Below are 20,966 nucleotides of genomic sequence, written 5' to 3'. Positions count from 1 at the left end.
CGTTGTTACTTCTCTTTAACGGCGAACAGAATGTTCGCCCCACATCAATTAAATTATGAAAAAACTAATCCTTTTTCTTATCTTATCTTTTTTGTGGAGGGTAGGGGGCTTTGCTCAAGGTGACTTTACTCGTATTTATCATCCAATTATTAATGAAGCTGAATTGGCAATTGTTGATACCAATTACTATGATGCACTTGATTATTACAAAGAAGCGTTTGCCAATGTGAAAAAACCTTTTGCAAAAGATTATTATAATGCTGCAATTTGTGCGTCAATGATTGGAAAATTGCCTTTAACATTCGAGTATTTGGAAAAGATTGTTGAAAAGGGCTATCCTTCTGATAGTTTACGGAAAGATGTTTTTTTTCATTATGTGGCTGATACTTGTAAGCGATGGCCTGAATTTGAGAAACAAATGAGGTTGGTAAAACCGAATATTAATTGGGAGTTGAGAGATAGTTTGAATAAATTATATGCCCTTTCAATGAAAAATTTTCGTACTCCTCTCACCGAAGAATTAAGAGACTATTTTCGTAAAAATGTAAAAGCGAAGGAAATCATTATTAGTAAAAAAGATACGATTATCAGAGAAACCAATGTAGGAGATAGTTTATATTTTTTTGGAAACTTGCCTCAAAACTTAAAAATACAGCAAGATAGTCTAAGAAAAATGAATGATAAAAAATATACGGATGCTCTAAATTTAGTTTCACAAAACCTTAGTAAATTAATAGACAATTATAATTTCCCTGACGAAAATATGATTGGCTTATCTGGATATGAATATAAAGTCATTTCACCAAGATTTGGCAGATTTAGTATTGCTTCACAGAGTTTCAATGATTTGATGTTCAATAAAAGCCTCATGATTAGCCTTTTGGAAAACCCGTCGTTTAGTAATAACAAAGACTTTTTATCTAATATGATTCAAGCAATAAGAGATGGGAAATTAGCCCCCCAACAAATCTCTAATGTCGCTTTTTCAAGATTCAATAATATTACGAAATCTTTTGAAACATTTCCAATCGCTTATACAATGGGGAAAGTACAAGTTTTACAACTTCAGTTAGATTCAAATCTAAATTGTGCTAAAGCAGAAGGAATTCAAAATAAAAAATTCTGGAAAAAAGAAAAACTCACCGATTACAGCGAAGCTGAAATTAATAATAAACGACAAGACATCGGTTTAGAAAAACTGGCAGATGCTTACAAAAAAGCGTTTTTCAAAGCTTATCCCACGCCATTTATGATCAATGGTGGTACATATCAAAAAGAATTATCCTATATTTCAAGCTGCGATGTTCTTGAAAAAATGTTAAAAGAAAGTGTAATAATTAGATAAAATAGTAATTTATCAAGAAAATAGCTAATCATTCGAAGTCAACCAAATATTATTCTGCTAAAAATTCATCTTCTACTAATTATCAGTTAATTTTGTTTTTTATTTCTAATTGATAAAGTAAACAGCTAAGTAAAACAATGATAACTGTTTACTGATAACTGATAACTGAAAATGTCTGTAGAAACTTCCATCATTCGTGACACTCAAATTTTTGATTTAATCACGAAAGAAAACAATCGCCAATTACACGGCATCGAATTGATTGCCTCTGAAAACTTCGTATCACCTCAGGTGATGGAAGCGGCAGGTAGTGTTTTGACAAATAAATACGCCGAAGGTCTTCCTGGCAAACGTTATTATGGCGGTTGTGAAGTTGTTGACCAAATTGAGCAAATCGCTATCGACCGCCTAAAGACTTTGTTCAATCTTTCTTGGGCAAACGTACAGCCACACTCAGGAGCTCAGGCAAATATGGCTGTATTTTTGGCTTGCCTTCAGCCTGGTGATAAAATTTTAGGATTTAATCTTTCGCATGGTGGACACCTTTCGCATGGTTCTCCTGTAAATATTTCTGGAAAATACTTCCAACCATTCTTCTATGGTGTTGAGCAAGAAACTGGTTTAATTGATTGGAATAAAGTTGAAGAAACTGCTCACAAAGAGCGTCCAAAATTGATTATTTGTGGAGCATCTGCTTATTCTCGTGATTGGGATTATGCTCGCCTTCGTCAAATTGCTGACTCAATTGGGGCATTGCTTTTAGCTGATATTTCTCACCCAGCAGGTTTGGTAGCAAAAGGGCTTTTAAATGATCCATTTGATCATTGCCACATCGTTACTACAACTACCCATAAAACGCTCCGTGGAACTCGTGGTGGTGTAATTATGCTTCGTAATGATTTTCCAAATCCTTTCGGTATCACTACTCCTAAAGGCGAAGTAAGAATGATGTCTTCTTTGCTTGATTCTGGAGTTTTCCCAGGAACACAGGGTGGCCCGTTGGAGCATATCATTGCTGCAAAGGCAATTGCTTTTGGAGAAGCTTTAACTGATAATTTTTATAATTATCAAGTGCAGGTTCAGAAAAATGCCAAAGTAATGGCTCAAGAATTCATGAATCGTGGCTATAAAGTTATTTCTGGAGGAACTGATAATCACTTGATGTTGATTGATTTACGTCCTAAAAACTTAACTGGTAAAATCGCTGAAAATTCATTGATTCAGGCAGATATTACAGTAAATAAGAATATGGTTCCTTTCGATGATAAATCGGCCATGACTACCTCAGGTATGCGTGTTGGAACTGCTGCCATGACCACTCGTGGTTTGGTTGAAGCGGATATGGTTAGAATTGTTGATTTGATTGATGATGTGTTGATGAACTATGATAATGCTACAACTATCGCAAATGTGAAAACAGAAATTAACTCTTGGATGAAGCAATATCCTTTGTTTCAATTGTAAGTTTTAAAATAAAGGTGGCACGACTAGTGATTTAATCAAGTCGTGCCACACTTCAAAATAAGAAAGGCGTGGTTCATCGAACCACGCCTTTTGTCTAAACCCTAACTAAACCGTATATAAATTTATAAAACTTTGTCGTTTCCGACTCTTTTTTATCCAACTAAATAATAATACTCAAAATCTTTTTTTATAGCTAAAGAAGCTAATTCGTGCTTTTCAAAGCATTTAAAGCTAACAGTTTTTTGTTCAAATACTTTTTCTGCGAAAAAATGTACAACATAATTTACAACCATTTCAACGAATGATTTTTGTGTACTTTCTTCTTCCTCTTTTAAGTTTGCTAATGTATCTTTGATACCTACTTCTAGTTTTTGTAGTGATGTTTTGATTTCAATTTTTTTCGAGCTTTTATTCAAAGCACGTTGCTGACTATAGGTGCTTTGTGGAAAACCCATTGCCATTGAACTTAGGCTAAACAATGTAATTGTAAGAAGTAATAATAGCTTTTTCATGATGTCGTTGTTTTGCGGTGTGTTAATCATTTTTCTGATTGACAATACAAAGATATGTGTTTTCTTTAGTATTATGCAATACATAGTACCTTTTATTTTTAAATATTTGGATAAATGGCAAATAATTGTGATAAGCGGTTGAAATAAATTGTATTACTAATAAGATGCAAAATGATGATACAAAGTTGCACTTTCTGTCAGATATTTTCAGTTAAAAAAAGTTAAAGTGTGTTAATACTGGAGTGAAGTGCCATTTTTAATGGATGAACTGAAATTAAGCTATTCATTATTTCTCACTTCAAGAAAATTTGCCGACTTTTAGAGAATTTGAAAACAAAAAAAGAGAAGCCTTACGACTTCTCTTTCTTATTTTTAGATAAAAGTAAAATTCAATTATCAATTTTACATCGCTCGGGCTACCCCGTATCAATTATTCATATCTTAATACTCCCACAAGTTGTGTTCAAACTCCATCAATTCATGCTCTAATTGTTCAGACTTCAACATACCTTCACGTGGCGATTTGTAAATATCATCCAAGAATTTGTCTAAAGCATTCGATTTCTTGATAATTTTTCCGTGGAATAGACGTAACTCGAAAGCGTCAGCTAAGTTTTTATGTTGAGCTACGTTAGCAGCATTATACCAAATACACTTAGGGTTGCTACGGAAATAACGCTCTAATTCTTTGTACTTAAATGTAGCAATTGGACGGTCAAAACCAAGTTGTGTTTGGTCAGCTGGCACAATTAATGTCATTGTCAAAATATCAAAATATTGACGTGAACGTTGTTTATCAAAAACCCAGTCTTCTTTCAACTCTAAAGTTGTCAGTTGTGAAGCAAATATCTCGACACCATCAGCAGCCATTGTTTCAGTAGCGGTTGGTGCAGCAGTTCCAGCGGTAGTTTTTGCACCACCATTATCACCTCCCCAACCATCATCACCACCAGTCGAAAAGCCTGCAGCTTTTTCTTCTTGTGATAATCCACCACCTTCCATTTTCATCAAAAGGCGTTCATTGAATTGGTCTAAAGTCAACTGTTGTGTCAAGGAGTCATTAGCATAGGCTACAATTAAGCCAGCTTTTACAGCGTCAATCAAATGCTTTGTGATTTCAGCCCCTTTGGCAAAAAGCGGTTGATTTTGCTTTTCTTTCAAGTCAATTCTTCGCCATAGTGTTGTTTTATACATGACATTTTCTTCATGTATTGGGCGAAGCGATAGCGGATTCAAATAGTTATTTGATTTCTCTTGACCTACTGCAAACTGGCTGATTATCAATGAGATACCAAAAGCCATGCCTTGTAATTTCTTCATAATTCTGACAATTATTTAAAGTATTAATTCAACGGAATTGTAAAAATCAAATCACCAACATCAACTGATTCTACTTCTCCCTTAAAGTTCTTACGTTCTACTCTTTTTATTATAATTACATAACGGTCGCCCGCTTGTGCTTGTTGTGCGAGGTTTGAAATATTTGCATCGCCATTATAGCTTCCACCACCTACTTTTCTTGAACCACGAGCCAAGTTTACTTCAAACTCAGCTACACGGAATTGAGCATCTTCAGGGTTTGTAGCCTTAAATGATTCATCAGCGATTGCACCAGCTCTTAATGTTCTTAAACCATTCGCAGAAGCACCTCTTCTTTCATCAATTGGAGAGCCATTTCCAAACATTTTGATGGTTGGTTTAGGTACACGACGAACTGGGAAATTGAATGTTTGTAAAGTAATTCCTGCATTTACAACGTTCATTGATGCTTTGGCTGAATTTGGTACAATCGTTACTTTTCCGCTTCCCCCAGGAATAAATTCAGCACCTGTACCACTAAATGATGGGCTATACAAACCACCCAAACCAGGTGAATAAGTTACCAAACGGTTGGCACATTTAAAGTATAAAGCTGGCATTGAAGCTGTTTCAATTTGTACTGAAGGCTTCAAGACAGTATAAACTTCTTCTTTTTCAACTGATTTCATACTTCCATCAGGAGAAGGGTAAGCAACTACCGCTTTGTATGAACGCTTCAATTGGCCATTTTTGTCAAATTCACCACCCGAAGCAGTAATTTCGTAAATTCCTTTACCATCTTTTACTGGTAAAGCAGAACCGTTGATGCTGATTCGAGGAGTAATAGATTTTGAGTAGGCTCCAATGGCTACTTCTGCATGGTATTTTTGTCCAGCTACAACTGAGCGTGAGTCAGGAATAACAACAGCAAAAATCTCATCAAATTTAATTTCTTTGATACCTACTTGGCTTGCTAAATAATCTAAAACATCACCCTCTAAACGACGCACTTCTGATTGTTTTTGACTTAAAACTGCCAGTGCGGCAGGGACTGGTGTTTGTGCAAAATATAACTCCGAGAAGTCTTTATTACGTGTAATATCATCAGTTTTTGCCAATGCAGGATCTTGAGATGCGTCAACAGCTAATTCTGGGAATTTGGTATTTGGAGCAGCAAATTTCTGTAATTGAACGGCAAAATCATTTAATTTTTTCTTCAATTCATAGCCTTTGCCATTATTGGCCGAGCCTACCATCAATACTGCAACTTTTTCTTCTTCAGATGGGTTTTTTACGCCACCAGTTTCAGCATCAAGTCCACCACCCGCATTGACAATTTCTTGCTTCAAACCAGCAATATAATTATCCATTTCAGCAGTAATTTTTCTTACTTCAGCCGCTTGACGTAGAACATCTGCATATTTTTCACCTCCAGGTTTCTCAATTTCCTTTTTAATCGCACCTACTGATTTTTCATTATTATTATTAGCTGCACTATTTGCTCTTTCCAGACTATTATTTAATAGTTGAAACTTTTGCAAAAGGGCATTACTTACTTGAAGTGCTAACATTGCCGTCAGAACGAGATACATCATGTTGATCATCTTCTGACGTGGCGACTCTTTTCCACCTGCCATATACTTGTTTTATTATACGGTTAGTAAATATTTTTTTAAATTATAAATAGAGTTTTAAGATATAAGAAGAAGTAGAATAATACTACTCACTCATAATAATTCAGAACTCACAACTATTGTTAGTTTCCTTTCATTGCCGACAACATACTTCCGTAAACATTGTTCAATGATGTAAGGTTATTTGTCAATTTTGACATTTCAGACTTGAATTGTTGAGCTTCTTTTGAAGCATCAGACATATCTTGCATAGCAGTAGTCAAATTGCCATAAAAAGCATTCATAGCTTTCAAGTGTTTGTTAGTATCTTGTAGTTCCAATTCATAAACTGCGTTCAATGCACCCATATTTTGTGTGATTTTGCTGAATTGTGAACGATATTCTTGGGCGTCTTTAGTAGCATCAGCCATGCTATTCATTGCTGTAACTGCAGTACCATAAGCTGTATTCATTGCTACAACTTGGCCAGAAGCAGTTTTTACATTTTTGGCGTATTCACTGGTAGCCACAGTTGCATCTGATAAATCTGCCATTTTAGAGACCTGTCCAGTTAAGCTCTGAATACCTGTTTTCAGACCATCAAAAATATCAGGGGTGATTTTAGCATTAGCGAGCATATCGTCCATTTTGGCAGTTAATCCTGCTCCTTGAGTCGAAACGCTTCTTTTTGGAAGTTCACCTTGAAAATCATCGGCTAATTCTGGATATACTTTTTCCCATTGGTATTCAGCACTTGGGCGTAGGAATGATTGAAAAGCATATATTAAGAAGATAGCTGCCTCAGTACCTAAACCAATTGGTAACATAAAGTTTGCCCAATCGTAGTGCATGATTTTACCTAATGCTCCTAAAATTACTACTGATGCTCCTGCACCATAAAAAAACGGAATGATTTTGTCCCAGAATAAACTTGTGCCGTTGTTATTTGCTGCCATGTGTTTAAAAGAGTTTTAAGAATTATGCTTTAATTTTAAGGGAATTTGTTTTGTTTACTTTCAACTAAATAGCAATTGAACTATTAGTTTTTTGCTTATAACTAAGAGCTAAATGCTAATAGCTGAGCATCTATTATTTTTAACATAAGAATTGCGAAGTAAAAAGAAGATATTCCTAATTGAATATCAAATGTTTTTACTTCGCAATCCATGTTGTTTTATTCTCTACCAGGAACGCTACCCAAACGATCCATGACACAACGGAAGCCAATGTAAGAGCGGCGTTCGTTGCGGAATTCGTAAGTTCGAGTACCTGTTTCAAGGAAGTAGGCTACATCTTTCCACGAACCGCCTTTAATAATTTTACGTGGTTCATTTTCGTCATTATAGACAGGATTTAAATCCCATGTAACTGGCATATACGATTCTGCATAAGCGTCTTGGCACCATTCAGCCACATTTCCTGCCATATTATACAAACCATAATCATTTGGATTAAAGGCATTCGATGGAGCAGTATAAGGATAGCCATCAGCTCGGTAATTTCCACGATAAGGTTTGAAGTTTGCTAAGAAACACCCTTTTCCATTGGCAACGTAAGGATTTCCCCAAGGATATTTAGCTCCTTCTTTGCCACCACGTGCAGCCCATTCCCATTCAGCCTCAGAAGGCAAACGATAACGAGGTGATTTGAACATGCTGTGTTGTGAACGATAATCATTGAAAAGTTTAGTACGCCATTTACAAAAATATACGGCTGCATCCCAACTTACGCCCACTACAGGATACGTATCAAAAGCTGGAGATGAGAAATAATATTCTGTCATCTGGTCGCCATTATGATAAGTAAAATCTTTGCTCCAAACGGCTGTGTCTGGATAAAGTGTGGACATGATAAATTCTTCACCTAGTACCGAAACAGAGTCAGTTGTCATTGAATTAACAAACTGACGGTACTCGTGGTTGGTAACTTCAGTATCATCCATATAGAATGGAACAATAGTTACACGTTTGTTCATCGAAATTCGAGCCGACATCACATCTTCATCAGCCTGACCCATCATTAATGAACCAGACGGAATCAATACCATTCCATGCGGAGCAGTTTGTTTGTAGCCTTTGCGGGAAGTAGCAATGATTTCACCGTCACGGACACCGTCCATGCCGACTTCTTTACCGCCGCCGTCTTTGCTGCTTTTCTTCCCTCCAAACATTTTGCCCAAAGGATTCTTACTTGAAGAACCGCAACTTTGCATCATCAGGACTGGGGCAATCACTAAGAGACTTTTCAAAAAGGTCTTTAACATTTTCTTGTTCATAGCTGAAAACAAGTTGGTTATCTATTTTTTTTGGGTACTAAATTTCGTTATTATAGAAACGTGACTAAGGAAAATAATATTGCATTAGCCTACAAAGTTATGAAAAAAATTAAGTTTTTCCGAGAACTCTCAAGTGATAAAGCAATTATTAAGCCAAAATAAGTAGAAGAATGTCATTTATAAACATTATGGTTCTTAACTTATTGGATTTTCGCAGAAAATCCAATGTTTCAATAAATTGCGTAAAAAAGGGTGGGATAAAGAGCTATTTATTATTAAACGGCACAAATTGTGCCAAAGGATACCAAATTCGATGATAAATTGAGAATATTGAATAATAAACATGAATTCATTATTTACAATTTATCATTCACCTTTATTAATATCTATATCTTGGTGTTCTGACAATTGATTTTTTACCTGCTCGTAAGGCAGCTAAAGCATAACTTAATAATATTTCGTGTGATGTAGCACTTTTAGCATTTGCTCCTCCCATCACAATATCTATGGCATAACCTACTCGTAAGTGTCCATTCATTAGATTTGCCCCTAACAGTGCCGAAACTGCATCACCCGTACGATAACTCGCCCCAAGCCAATAGGTATTATCATAAGTTGCCATTGCACCCGCTTCTGCTGAAAAAGTACTTAAATCTGATTTAATGATTAGCATCGGGCTAATGTCAATCATGTAAGAAACGCCTAAAAGCATACTTCCTGTCAAGTAAGCACTTCTTTTGAGTGTATTAGTGGCATTTTTTGAGCCTAATCCAAAAGTAGGTTCATTGATATGATTCATTGAAAGTCCAATTGAATAGCCTGAATTATAAAGATAAGCCCCCGCACCTAAATCCAATGCAGATTGGCTCACTCTCCCTGTGGCCAAAAGTGGGTCGTTTTCATCTCTTGCTCTTAAACGGCTATAATCAATTCCTCTTGTGAATAAACCTCCACTTACACCTAAAGCTAATTGGCTTCCACCAACGGGCAGGTGATAGGCATAAGAAAGTTTCATATCCTTTTGGGTACTTGCTCCTATTTTATCATTAACAAAAGTAATACCGACACCACTTTTAATCATTTTCAGTGGGATATTGGCAGAAATTACTTGTGAAACTGGAGCTCCACCGTCATCAAAAGTGCTTTGGTAGCCCAAGTATTGGGTTCGATAAATGGCTTGGAAACGAGTGACATTCTCTGAACCTGCTGTAGCCGGGTTGACAAATAATTGATTGAAAATATAGTGGCTAAACTGGGCATCTTGTTGGGCAGAAACCTTGAAAGAGGCGAACAATACAATGATATAATAAATTTTTCTCATAATGGGCAATGAAAATAGTCTAAGGTCAATGGGCGACGGTTGATAGCATTAAATGCCACTTCTCCGTTTTGTACGGGCAATTTAAACAATTATTCGATTTCATACCACCATAACGAAAAAAAATAGGCTAAACTTGTGGTTTAGCCTAATAACTTATTTTTTTAGATATTGTTTGCCTTCTTAATGTAAAGTTCTAAGGCTCCAGTCATAGAAGGGGCATTAGGTAATGGTGCTTCTATATCCAAGATATAACCTGCATCTCTTATAGCTTTAGCCGTTGTAGGGCCAAAAGCGGCTAATCGAGTATTGTTTTGTTTCCAGTCGGGGAAGTTATGGTCTAATGACGTAATTCCCGAAGGACTATAGAAGCAAATAATATCGTAAAACACTTCAGTCAAATCTGATAAATCAGAAGGGACTGTTTCATACATTACAGCCTCTGTGAGGTGCAAATCATTGCGATTCATCAGATTTGGGATGTCATTGCTACGAATATTTGAACAAGGAAATAGAAATTTCTCTGTTTTATGCTTCATAATCAAGGCTTCCAAATCGGCTGCGGTTTTTTGACCTACAAAAATTTTTCGTTTTCTGATAACGATGTACTTTTGTAAATAATTAGCTGTTTGTTCGGAAATACAAAAGTATTTCATGTCAATGGGTACTTCAATTCGCATTTCTTTGGCTATGCGAAAGAAATTATCAACGGCATTGCGACTTGTCAAGATAATAGCTGTATGAGCCAAAATATCCACTTTTTGACGGCGGAAATCTCGGTGGTCTAAGCCTTTCACTTCGATAAACGAACGAAAATCTATCTTGAGATTAAATTTCCTTGCCATCTCAAAATACGGAGACTTTTCATCGGTTGGTCTCGCTTGTGTAACTAAAATGCTCTCAACTTTACGGAGGCGATCTTGACGAATTTTTTCTGTTATTTCACTCATCCAAATTGCGGGGTTTCAAATACAAAACGATTGTTACTGCGGTTCATTTTAACAATAAAATCAAAATAATTTTTCTGCAAAAAACTTGTCATTACAAGGCAAACCTTATACCAAGTACAACTGGCAACAATTCGACAATACAAAGGTACGAAATTAAATAAAGACTTTGTATAGGGACACTTCTATTTATGGTAAAATATAGTATAAAAAAGCGTAATAAATAAAAAATGACTACTGGTGCAAAGAGATAAACTTGCCAATTAAAATCATGGGAAAAATATTCCATAAAAAGTACCAGTAGCACTAAAACTAAAGTGGTATAAAAAATAATAGATGATTGGATGATTTTGAAATAGTGTATATCGACCACTTTCTCAAGATTGAATAACTGTCCTACAAGGTTAATAAAGAAATATTTGATAATAAGTATCACAAACACTACCAAACAAATTCGGAAATAATTGGAAGATAATACACCTAAAGTCTCTCCTTCTTGTAAAATCGTTCTACCACCAAATATATATATACCTTTGCTTTGTAATAACATATAGAAAAGCCCCATTATCAAACTTAGTAAAATGATGAACATGACATTCATTCGACTAAGTGGTTTATTAATCAAAAAGGATTGCTCTCTAACCAAAGTATTCAACAAATCTCGTAAATTATAATATCGTTGAAACGCACGTACATAAGAGTTTGATAAATATGAAAACATTACCAGAATAAACATGGAAACCATTACCAAATAATTTCGGTAAGGTGCTGGTGTTCGAGGCTTTGCGGTTATTCCTGATTCAGATAATACAATTGGTTTTTGGTCAAGCGAACGCTTGTATCCCAGCATAAGGATTTTGTCATCAATGCTATTTGAGCCATAGAGTGTAATATAAATGGTTGGTTGTTCATAGACTTTGTATAGACTATCGACGTTGAGAACAATCCATTTGCCAACAGGAATTTTCTGCCGAAGTGAACCGTTGATAAATAGGAAATTATCAGCTTTTTTTGAAAAAACCAATAAATTATATCCTCGGTTACTTTGAATATCGCAAAAAAGTGTGTGAGAAGGATAAGCCAAATGTTGTTCCGTAATGTATGGAATATAGGCTTTCATTTTATCATTGTACACTTGCCAATCATCGTGGTAATCATGTACCAAGAAGTACTGATTGTTTGGCCCAACTGTGGTAGCAAACAATCTTGATGAAATAAATAGCAAAAGTATGTAAAGACTCTTCTTCAAACGTTCTTTGGTATTTTTTTGCAAAATTAAACAAAAAAGGTCAGATTGTTAAGTCTGACCTTTTGTTTTTATAGCACGATTAAAAAGATTTATAAGATTTATAAGATTATTTACCTCAATTTATGGGTATTTATACTCGTATTTCCCAAATCTTATTTTAATCACTCATTTAGAATTATGCTTTTCCGAGAGCTTTCAACATGGTTGCTCCGATGTCTGCTGGTGAGGCAACTACATGAATGCCACATTCTGCCATGATTTTCATTTTGGCTGCGGCAGTATCATCAGCACCGCCGATGATTGCTCCGGCATGTCCCATACGGCGACCTTTCGGTGCAGTTTGTCCAGCGATGAAACCAACAACAGGTTTTGTACCAAATTCTTTTATCCAACGGGCAGCGTCTGCTTCCATTCCGCCACCAATTTCTCCAATCATTACGATTCCTTCAGTTTCTGGGTCATTCATCAATAACTCAACAGCTTCTTTGGTAGTTGTTCCGATAATTGGGTCACCACCAATTCCAATAGCAGTTGTTTGGCCTAAACCAGCTTTTGTTAATTGATCAACCGCTTCATAAGTTAAAGTACCAGACTTAGAAACTACACCAATTGAACCTTTTTTAAAGATAAAACCAGGCATGATACCTACTTTACATTCTTCAGCAGTAATAATACCAGGGCAGTTTGGCCCAATCAAAGTTACTTTTTTGCCTTGAATGTAAGATTTTGCCATTACCATATCTTTGGTTGGAATACCTTCGGTAATACAAACGATTACTTTGATACCGGCATCAGCAGCTTCCATAATAGCATCGGCTGCAAATGCTGGTGGTACGAAAATAATAGAGACATCTGCTCCTGTCGTTACAACTGCTTGCTCAACAGTGTTGAAAACAGGACGGTCGAGGTGTAATTGACCACCTTTACCTGGTGTTACACCACCAACGACATTAGTGCCGTATTCAATCATTTGACCCGCATGGAAAGTACCTTCCGAGCCAGTAAAACCTTGTACGATTACTTTGGAGTTTTTATTTACAAGAACGCTCATTCTTTCGTCTATTTTTAATTTTACGTAAAAGTAGTCCGAAATGAGAAAAGTGCAAAAAAAAAATGTAAGTTATGAATTTTAAGTTTCTTTTTTTTAGTATAACTATTTGATTATAAGTATTTTAAATGAAAAAATATTTTTATTAAAATTATATAAGTCTTTGAAAACTTTAAATAAATTGATGAATTGCATTTGAGCGTGCCAAAGTTGCCTTTTGGTTATTTTTTTTTTGATTTAAAAAAAATAACTAAAAGGTACTTTTTTTTTATTTTAAAAAGTTAGCCAATTCGTATGGAAAATGGTAAATAATGGACAAAACTGCTTTGATTTCCTTTATTCTACATCAATTCCTTAAAAAAATGGTCTAAAAATTGCTCGTAATTTTAAACATTATTAAATCTTGTTTAAACTGTCAATTCATTATGAAATTTAAAAATTATCTATTATTCATCTATTTCTTGGGATTAAACTTTTGGTTAATTAGTTGCGTTAGAGATTTCGAAGAAACAACTTTGACCAAACCCAAATCGGCAATGGAATCGCTCAATGTTCCGTCAACATTTGTTTTCAAAACGACTGCGGATGTTAAGTTTGATATTGGAACCTTTGATAATTTAGATAAACCAATGAAGGGTGTTGTTGTTTCTATTTATAGCTATCCTGAAGATAAGTTATTATTGAAAGGAGTTACTTCAGCATCAGGTGTATTACAGATTAATCAAGCTATTCCGACTGCTGTCAAACAAGTATCTGTTAGACCAAATCGTATTGGTTTACCAAACGAATTCATTGTTGATGTAAGCAATAATGGAGTAAAAGCTATTTTTGGAGGCAAAAACCAGACAACTCCAAAAACACTTCGAGTAAGCAGCGATGATGAAACCATTAGTTTAAGAAATGCCAGAGAGATCAGTGGCAAATATCCAATAAAGACTTTAGGAACCTGGTCTAAAGAAGGAGTACCCAATTATCTTGAAGGGAAAAGAGATGATATCTCTGCTGAATTCTTAGCGAATATTGATGCCAGTGTGCCTGAGAGAAAACCAGTTACAGAGGTAAACCCAGGTTTATTAAAATCAACTAACAAAACTGTTTTGACTATTACTGAGCTGGCTGATGTATGGATTACATTCGTTCATGAAGGAGCAGGCTGGACTAATACGCTTGGTTTTTATACTTTTGATTTGAAAAAACCACCGACCAATGTTTCAGATATTTCTGCTATAACAATTGTTTTTCCAAATGTTTCTTATAGTGGTAGTGGTGGTGGACTAACATCAGGAGATAAAGTGAAAATTGGGCAATTTCCTGCTGGAACAGGTATTGGTTTCGTATTATTTGCAAGTGGCTTTAATGGCTCAAAAGGCGAAATTACTGATGGTAGTTATGCACATTTTAGTCATGAAGCTTTGAATATCGAATCTAAAGAAGAGCTTCGTCGTCATTTAATTGTGTTGAATGATCCTACAACCAATCGTTTACTTCTATCATTTGAGGATGTTAATCGTGAAAGTGCAAGCTGTGATCAGGACTTTAATGATGCAATTTTCTATGCTACATCAAATCCGGTAAAAGCTATTAGTAGAGATGATATTCCTGTAATTATAAATCCCAAAGACACTGATGGTGATGGGCTAAGTGATAATAACGACGAATACCCAACAGATTCAGATAAGTCGTATAGTAATTTTACTCCTTCGAGTGATACTTATAGTTCGCTTGCCTATGAAGATTTATGGCCATTCAAGGGTGATTATGACATGAATGATATGGTTGTAAATTACCAGTTTGAGGAGGTTTTCAATGCAGCTAATCAAGTTATAGAGATAAGAGCAAAAGTATATGTTAAAGCAATACTAGCTAATATTCAAAGCGGATGGGGCTTCCAATTACCTATTCCTGCTTCCGCTGTTAAAAGTGTAACAGGCCAATATCTGAAGAATAATGTTATTTCGAATGGTGGAAACGGGACTGAAAGTGGACAAGAATATGCAACTATTATTGCATTTGATAATGGTGTTGACATATACAATGCTGTTAAGCCTCAGGAGCTTAATTTGAGAATTATACTTAGCACCCCTATCAATAAATCGACATTGGGAACAGCTCCTTATAATCCATTTATTTTTCAAACTAAAGATCGTGGAAATGAAGTTCATTTAATCAACCAAGCTCCAACACAAAAAGCTAACAAAAGTCTTTTGGGAACAGGAGATGACCGTTCAAATGGATCATCAAATATTTTCTATAGAAGTGATGCTCGTCTGCCATGGTCAATCAATATACCTGAGGATTTCAAACATCCTTTAGAGGCAAAACCAATTGTAGAAGGATATCTGTTCTTTAAGGATTGGGTAGAAAGTGATGGAAAAAATTATCCAGATTGGTATTTAGATAAAAAAGGTTATCGAGATGCAACTAAATTATCAAATTAAATAATACCTTCTTCTTTTATTGACAAAAAGCCTCAGATTGTGAAATCTGAGGCTTTTTAATATTATTCAAAAATTGAAAATTTCCTATGAAAACACTGCTTTTGGATGTTATTTTCCTGCTCTTCGTTCTAATTCTGCCCTTTTAAGCGTAATCAAATGACCGATTGGTTTTCCTGCACGGTAAGTGATTACTCGAAGTGTAATCGCTCCGTCAGGTAACGCAACAGGTTGTGTATATTTTGTCGAAAATTTGTCAGGCATAGTATCATCAATCGAATAGTAAATTTCCAAATCTGATATTTCACTGCCTAATTCAAGTGTTAACTTGCCATTTTTATAACTTGTTGTGATGATGGCATCATAAACTGCTTTTGAAAAGCCAAGTTCTGCTACATCGGCACGTTCAAAATGGTTTTCCATGCGTTTACTGAAGTTATCCCAGTTTTTGGCTGATTTTTGCGACCAATAAACTTCAGATAATGCCCAAGCACGAGGATAAGTCATATATTCGGCATAACGCAAAGTTGGTGTTTGTTCACTCCAAAGATTTGCTTGTCCGCCCAATATATATTTAGCGTCAACACCATCAGGAACTGGCTCAAAACTGTATGATTTGCTTACACGTAAACCTGCATAGATGGGTGGGTCGATTGTATTTTCACCTTGATTATAGTCGATATAGGCAAAAGTAGTTGGAGTCATCACAACGTCATGTCCTAAATGTGCTGCTTCGATTCCGCCTTTTATGCCTCGCCAACTCATAACCGTTGCTTTTGGTGAAATTCCACCTTCTAAAATTTCGTCCCAACCGATTAGTTTTTTACCTTTCGATTCTAATATTTTCTCTAAACGATTCATGAAATATCCTTGCAAATCTTCTACATGACGAATGCCTAATTTTTTCATTAAGGCCTGACAACCTTCATCGGCCGCCCAAAAACCTTTGTAGCATTCATCTCCACCTACGTGTATATATTGGTTTGGAAAAAGAGCGGCTACTTCTGTCATTACTTTATCCAAAAACTCATAAACTTTTTCATCGGATGGATTTAACGCATTTTCATAACGCATCTTGAAAGTGCCGTTTCCATACCAATCTGCAATCATTGCCCCTGGATTCACAAAGGTATTTGGGTCTTTTTTTGTACTTAACTCAGGATAAGCCGCGATAGCCGCCATGCTATGACCTGGAACGTCAATTTCAGGAACAATCGTGACATTGCGTTCTTGGGCATATTTCACCACTTCCTTGATGTCTTCTTGGGTATAAAAACCACCAACAGTTGCTTTTTCACCCGCTTTTGGAATATCACGGTCTCCGAAATGTCCTGCTCTTGGAACTCTCCAAGCCCCAACTTCCGTGAGTTTTGGCAAAGATTTTATTTCAATTCTCCAACCTTCATCATCGGTTAAATGCCAATGGAAAGTATTGTATTTTAAGCGTGCAATATCATCAATGTATTTTTTTACTTCCGCTTTTGTAAAGAAATTACGACTTACATCAAGCATGATCCCTCTCCAAGCAAATCTTGGATAATCTGTGATTTTTACTGAAGGAATCGCCCAAGTTGCTTTTGTAAGTGATTTACTTTCAATCTCTTTTGGTAAAAGTTGTAGCAAAGTTTGCATGCCATAAAATAAACCTGCTGTTTGATTAGCTGAGATTATGACGCCCTTTGGTGTTGACTCAAAAGTATAACCTTCTTTGCCCAACTGAGCATTTGGTGTATCATTCAAATTGAGTTGAATCAAGCCAGTTTTTCCTTCTTGAGCTTTTAAGGCCAAGCCCGTCGGTAGGCTCAGTTTCTGCACCAACATTTCGGCTACACTACTTGCTTCAGCTTTATTAAAAGAGATAGTTGTTTTGACTGTTAAAGCGAAACTTCCAGTATTTTGCTGCACCTCAACTGGCTGAGGAATGAGATTTATTGATGTGTTTTGGGCATTTAGATTGAGAAAGGCAAAGCTAAGTACCGAAAAAAGAACTTTTTTCATAGAAGATATTGAAGTGTTTTATTGGTTAATGGGTTGATTTTAATATGCTAATGAAGCGTACCTGTTTGCAAATATAGCAAAATGCTTTTATTATCTTGATAAGGCGTATTTTAGTTTTGAAACGATGTGTTTTTATAAAACCTTGACCGTAATATAAAAAACTGAACCGTTTAGTAGATTTTTAAGACCCAATTTTGGGTTAATCTATTTTCAGGAATAAGTTTGGATGAAACTTACTCATTCTAGTCTTAATTCAATTTATTTATGAAGAAAATAAGCATAGCATCATTTATAATTTTTGTACATCTATATGCTTTTTCTCAAAGCAGTACGATTATCCCAAATCAAGGAATTTCAGTACCACAGTTTTCAACGTCATTTATCGGTTCAATGACAAATCAGTCAAAAGGTACTGTAGTTTTCGATAATGAACTTAATACTATGAAATATTGGGATGGAACTACTTGGCAAAATATGAGTGGTTCAAACGCATGGCAAAATAATGGAACAAATCAATATAATACCAATATTGGTAATGTCGGTATTGGCACACAAACACCATCCTATAAACTTACGGTTGACGGAGGTTTAGGCTTATCAGAATCAAATGTTTTTTATGGTTCATTAAGCAAAAATCCAACTAATGGGGCATTGGTTATCAATGGAAAGACAAGCCCCTCAGTTTTTTTTTCGCCTGATAATCTCGCATTGCAAGTAAGCACTATCGGCCCTTTTGCAAATTTTATCGCTGGTTACGTGGGTGTAGGAACGGCAACCCCACTTACAAAACTTGATGTTGCTGGCGAATTAATGACTAGAAAACGGCTCATATTAAGTAACCAATCTGGCTCTGACCCTTCCTCAACACCAATTTGGGCAATGGATAATTACAACAATGATTTTAGGATATTTCAACAAACCAACCTTAGCAATAGTGGAAATACACACTTTATCGTAAAAAATAATACAGGTGAAGTAGGCATTGGTACATTCAATACTTTAGGCTATAAACTGGCAGTTAATGGTACAATCAGAGCAAATGAGGTAATTGTAGAAACAGGCTGGGCAGATTATGTTTTTGATGAAAAATATAAACTTCGCAGCATTGATGAAATGGAAGCATTTTTAAAGAAAAACAAGCATTTACCTAATATTCCAGAGGCATCAGAAATCGAAAAAAATGGTTTGAAAGTGGGCGAAACCAATAAAGTCATGATGGAAAAAATTGAAGAATTGGCCTTGTATATTATTCAGTTAAAGAAAGAAATTGATGTTTTAAAAGCTAAAAATTGATTGTTATGAAATATCTATTATTAATGTTTTTTTCGATAGGTTTATTATTGCCCTCAATGGCTCAAAGAGATTGCGGAACAAAAACCCCTGCTAATCCATTCATTATTACCCAAAAAATAAAAGATAGCCTTAATACAATCAAAGCTCTAAATGTAAATAACTACTATTTAATAAGGATACAAATTAATGTGTTTGCGGATGATGATGGCAGTAAGTTAGCGGCGTCTAACAAAGATATATTGCGTCAGTTTCAGAATATGGCAAACCAATATGCTGCTCATAATATCTATTTTACGCTAATGGATATCAAACAATATAACAATACCGATTTGAATAACCATAATGCGAGTACCGAGTATGATGAATTAAGTCCATATCGACGATCAAATTGTTTTAATGTATTTATTCATAATAACTTAATTGATGACTCGGGTGGTCTAAATGGTACTGCTTATATGATCCCAAATACCAACTTTGATATAAGTGAGTGGGGATTGGCAATAACAAGCCCAACAAACCTGACAGTTATGGGACATGAGCTTGGGCATGCCTTAGGTCTCTATCATACATTCGAAACTTTTCGAGGCACAAGAAAAGAAAAAGTTGCCCGAAGTGGAAGTTGTAAAAACTGTGATAACAACGGAGATAACCTTTGTGATACCCCTGCCGACTTAGACATAGATGTAAATAATGACTGTGAATATATCGGTACAAAACTTGACGCCTGTGGAGCCGCCTATACCCCGATGACCAATAACATAATGGCTTATGGTCCACGAGAATGTAGAACTGTGTTTACGAGTGGTCAGGGAGAAAATATGCGTTACTGGTTGCAGCAAACGCAATTCCAAAGTATTGTTGCTCAAAACATACTACTCTTACCAACGGCTAATAATTTGAGTTTATTCTATGCTTCTGGCAATTTAATTTTTACAGCTATTGATTTTATAGGAATTTGTCAATTCAATAATAATACCTATAATGTATCTGGAACAGCTACTCAGCAAATCTCAGCAAAACGAATATCATTAAAATCTGGAACAAAATTACAGCCGAGTAGTGGAAGAATCCAAATTACAAGCATACCCAACTGATATAGCTTAAATCATTCTCTACGATATTCCTTTTGATAAACCAAAGGTGATTTTCCGACAATTGTCTTAAATTGTCGATTGAAATTTGAGATGGTATTATAGCCACTTTCGTAGGCAATTTGGGTAACATTGAGCGTGCCTTCGTGAAGCAGTTTACAAGCGTGACCGATACGAATTTCGGCAATAAAATCGAAGAAAGATTTATTAGTTCTGCTCTTAAAATATCGGCAAAAAGCAGCATCACTCATACTTACAAGTGAAGCTAACTCACTCAACCTGACTTCTTCTTTGAAATGTTTCATTACATAGTCATGCACTTTTTGCATTCGCTCGGTTTCCGAAATCTTGTGCATATTCACATATCCCAAACTCGTAATAAATTCATAATCAGCTGATTGAGAAAGCTCGTGTAGCATCGAAAGTAATTTTAAAACTCGCTCAAAGCTTTCTAATTTATTTAGTTCAACCAAACCTTTTCTGATTTTTTCACGCATTTCCCCCACAATGTCCATTCCACGCTGGCCATTCTGCAAAAGCTGTTTGAGCCTGTACATCTCTGATTTTTCGAAGAAATTATTTCCAAGAAAATCTTCCGTAAAATAAACCACAATTCCGTGGGTTTGAAGTTCAGAATTTTGCTCAAAATAGGCTTTGTCGTTCCGCCAAAGATGCGGTACATTTGGGCCTAAAAAAACAGTATCGCCCGCTTCAAAATGTTGAATATCATCACCAATAAAGCGAGTGCCATTTCCTTCAAAAACCGTAAATAGTTGATAATGAGGATGAAAGTGCCAACTCGAATCAAAATGTGATTGACGCAACTCCTGCACTTCAAACGAATAAACTTGACTTCCGAGCGTTTTTTTTAGTAGTTTCATTAAAAAAGTCCACAGTCCGTAGTCAACAGTCCACTGTGGTTTTATTAAGTAATATTTATATATACGTATATTTGCTTATTTTTCCGTAAATATATTTAAAAATATCAAAATACAGTCAAAATTAGTTAATCAACGCACATTTTATATAATTTTATTACGATAAATTTGTATTATTATTTTTATCTAAATTAGAATTCC

The 20,966-nt window shown here is 35.5% G+C and carries 16 protein-coding genes; 5 read left to right on the top strand and 11 right to left on the bottom strand.

From position 1 onward, the window contains the following. Positions 1-55: 55 nt before the first annotated feature. Together ACQUQZ_RS20170 and glyA are read left to right on the top strand one after the other, a co-directional pair. Positions 56-1,345 carry a hypothetical protein gene (locus ACQUQZ_RS20170; protein ID WP_435356891.1) on the top strand — a complete coding sequence of 430 codons (1,290 nt, stop codon included), beginning with the start codon at positions 56-58 and terminating at the stop codon, positions 1,343-1,345. A 171-nt stretch (positions 1,346-1,516) separates the two neighbouring features. Continuing rightward, positions 1,517-2,809 carry a serine hydroxymethyltransferase gene (gene glyA / locus ACQUQZ_RS20165; protein WP_435356890.1) on the top strand — a complete coding sequence of 431 codons (1,293 nt, stop codon included), beginning with the start codon at positions 1,517-1,519 and terminating at the stop codon, positions 2,807-2,809. Positions 2,810-2,961: 152 nt separating this feature from the next. Here the strand turns inward: glyA and ACQUQZ_RS20160 are convergent, their stop codons facing one another. The 9 genes from ACQUQZ_RS20160 to sucD all read right to left on the bottom strand — a co-directional run bounded on the left by ACQUQZ_RS20160 (position 2,962) and on the right by sucD (position 13,073). Beyond that, positions 2,962-3,321: a hypothetical protein gene (locus tag ACQUQZ_RS20160; protein WP_435356889.1), complete on the bottom strand. Its 360-nt coding sequence runs from the start codon at positions 3,319-3,321 to the stop codon at positions 2,962-2,964. Between the two features lie 441 nt (positions 3,322-3,762). After that, complete coding sequence (gene gldN, locus ACQUQZ_RS20155) at positions 3,763-4,641, bottom strand: gliding motility protein GldN (RefSeq protein WP_435356888.1); 879 nt, start codon at positions 4,639-4,641, stop codon at positions 3,763-3,765. Between the two features lie 23 nt (positions 4,642-4,664). Beyond that, entirely contained in the window at positions 4,665-6,257 is a 1,593-nt protein-coding gene (gene gldM / locus ACQUQZ_RS20150; RefSeq protein WP_435356887.1) for a gliding motility protein GldM, read from the bottom strand. Between the two features lie 119 nt (positions 6,258-6,376). Further along, complete coding sequence (gldL, locus tag ACQUQZ_RS20145; RefSeq protein WP_435356886.1) at positions 6,377-7,189, bottom strand: gliding motility protein GldL; 813 nt, start codon at positions 7,187-7,189, stop codon at positions 6,377-6,379. A gap of 218 nt (positions 7,190-7,407) precedes the next feature. Then, on the bottom strand, positions 7,408-8,496 hold the full coding sequence (locus tag ACQUQZ_RS20140) for an SUMF1/EgtB/PvdO family nonheme iron enzyme (RefSeq protein ID WP_435356885.1): 1,089 nt from the start codon (positions 8,494-8,496) through the stop codon (positions 7,408-7,410). A gap of 391 nt (positions 8,497-8,887) precedes the next feature. After that, positions 8,888-9,829, bottom strand: coding sequence for a PorP/SprF family type IX secretion system membrane protein (locus ACQUQZ_RS20135; protein WP_435356884.1), 942 nt, complete (start codon positions 9,827-9,829; stop codon positions 8,888-8,890). A gap of 161 nt (positions 9,830-9,990) precedes the next feature. Continuing rightward, a complete protein-coding gene (locus tag ACQUQZ_RS20130) occupies positions 9,991-10,776 on the bottom strand; it encodes a uroporphyrinogen-III synthase (RefSeq protein WP_435356883.1) in 786 nt (261 codons plus the stop codon). Between the two features lie 91 nt (positions 10,777-10,867). Further along, complete coding sequence (locus ACQUQZ_RS20125) at positions 10,868-12,046, bottom strand: DUF4271 domain-containing protein (protein WP_435356882.1); 1,179 nt, start codon at positions 12,044-12,046, stop codon at positions 10,868-10,870. 151 nt (positions 12,047-12,197) lie between these two features. Then, positions 12,198-13,073 carry a succinate--CoA ligase subunit alpha gene (gene sucD, locus ACQUQZ_RS20120; protein ID WP_435356881.1) on the bottom strand — a complete coding sequence of 292 codons (876 nt, stop codon included), beginning with the start codon at positions 13,071-13,073 and terminating at the stop codon, positions 12,198-12,200. 422 nt (positions 13,074-13,495) lie between these two features. Here sucD and ACQUQZ_RS20115 point away from each other — a divergent pair, with 422 nt between their 5' ends. Continuing rightward, entirely contained in the window at positions 13,496-15,508 is a 2,013-nt protein-coding gene (locus tag ACQUQZ_RS20115) for an LruC domain-containing protein (protein ID WP_435356880.1), read from the top strand. A 108-nt stretch (positions 15,509-15,616) separates the two neighbouring features. Here ACQUQZ_RS20115 and ACQUQZ_RS20110 read toward each other — a convergent pair whose 3' ends face one another. Next, on the bottom strand, positions 15,617-17,503 hold the full coding sequence (locus ACQUQZ_RS20110; protein WP_435356879.1) for a beta-N-acetylhexosaminidase: 1,887 nt from the start codon (positions 17,501-17,503) through the stop codon (positions 15,617-15,619). A gap of 264 nt (positions 17,504-17,767) precedes the next feature. Between ACQUQZ_RS20110 and ACQUQZ_RS20105 the strand changes: the two genes are divergently transcribed. Further along, positions 17,768-18,796: a hypothetical protein gene (locus tag ACQUQZ_RS20105; RefSeq protein WP_435356878.1), complete on the top strand. Its 1,029-nt coding sequence runs from the start codon at positions 17,768-17,770 to the stop codon at positions 18,794-18,796. A gap of 5 nt (positions 18,797-18,801) precedes the next feature. After that, positions 18,802-19,890: a M43 family zinc metalloprotease gene (locus ACQUQZ_RS20100; RefSeq protein WP_435356877.1), complete on the top strand. Its 1,089-nt coding sequence runs from the start codon at positions 18,802-18,804 to the stop codon at positions 19,888-19,890. 11 nt (positions 19,891-19,901) lie between these two features. On the opposite strand, the gene ACQUQZ_RS20095 is transcribed toward ACQUQZ_RS20100, so the two are convergent. Then, positions 19,902-20,768 carry an AraC family transcriptional regulator gene (locus tag ACQUQZ_RS20095; protein WP_435356876.1) on the bottom strand — a complete coding sequence of 289 codons (867 nt, stop codon included), beginning with the start codon at positions 20,766-20,768 and terminating at the stop codon, positions 19,902-19,904. Positions 20,769-20,966: the final 198 nt, after the last annotated feature.

This window comes from Emticicia sp. SJ17W-69 (genome assembly GCF_051209875.1).
Lineage (GTDB): Bacteria > Bacteroidota > Bacteroidia > Cytophagales > Spirosomataceae > Emticicia.
The sequence above is the reverse complement of the archived record's forward strand: the minus strand, read 5'-3'. Positions and strand labels throughout refer to the sequence as shown.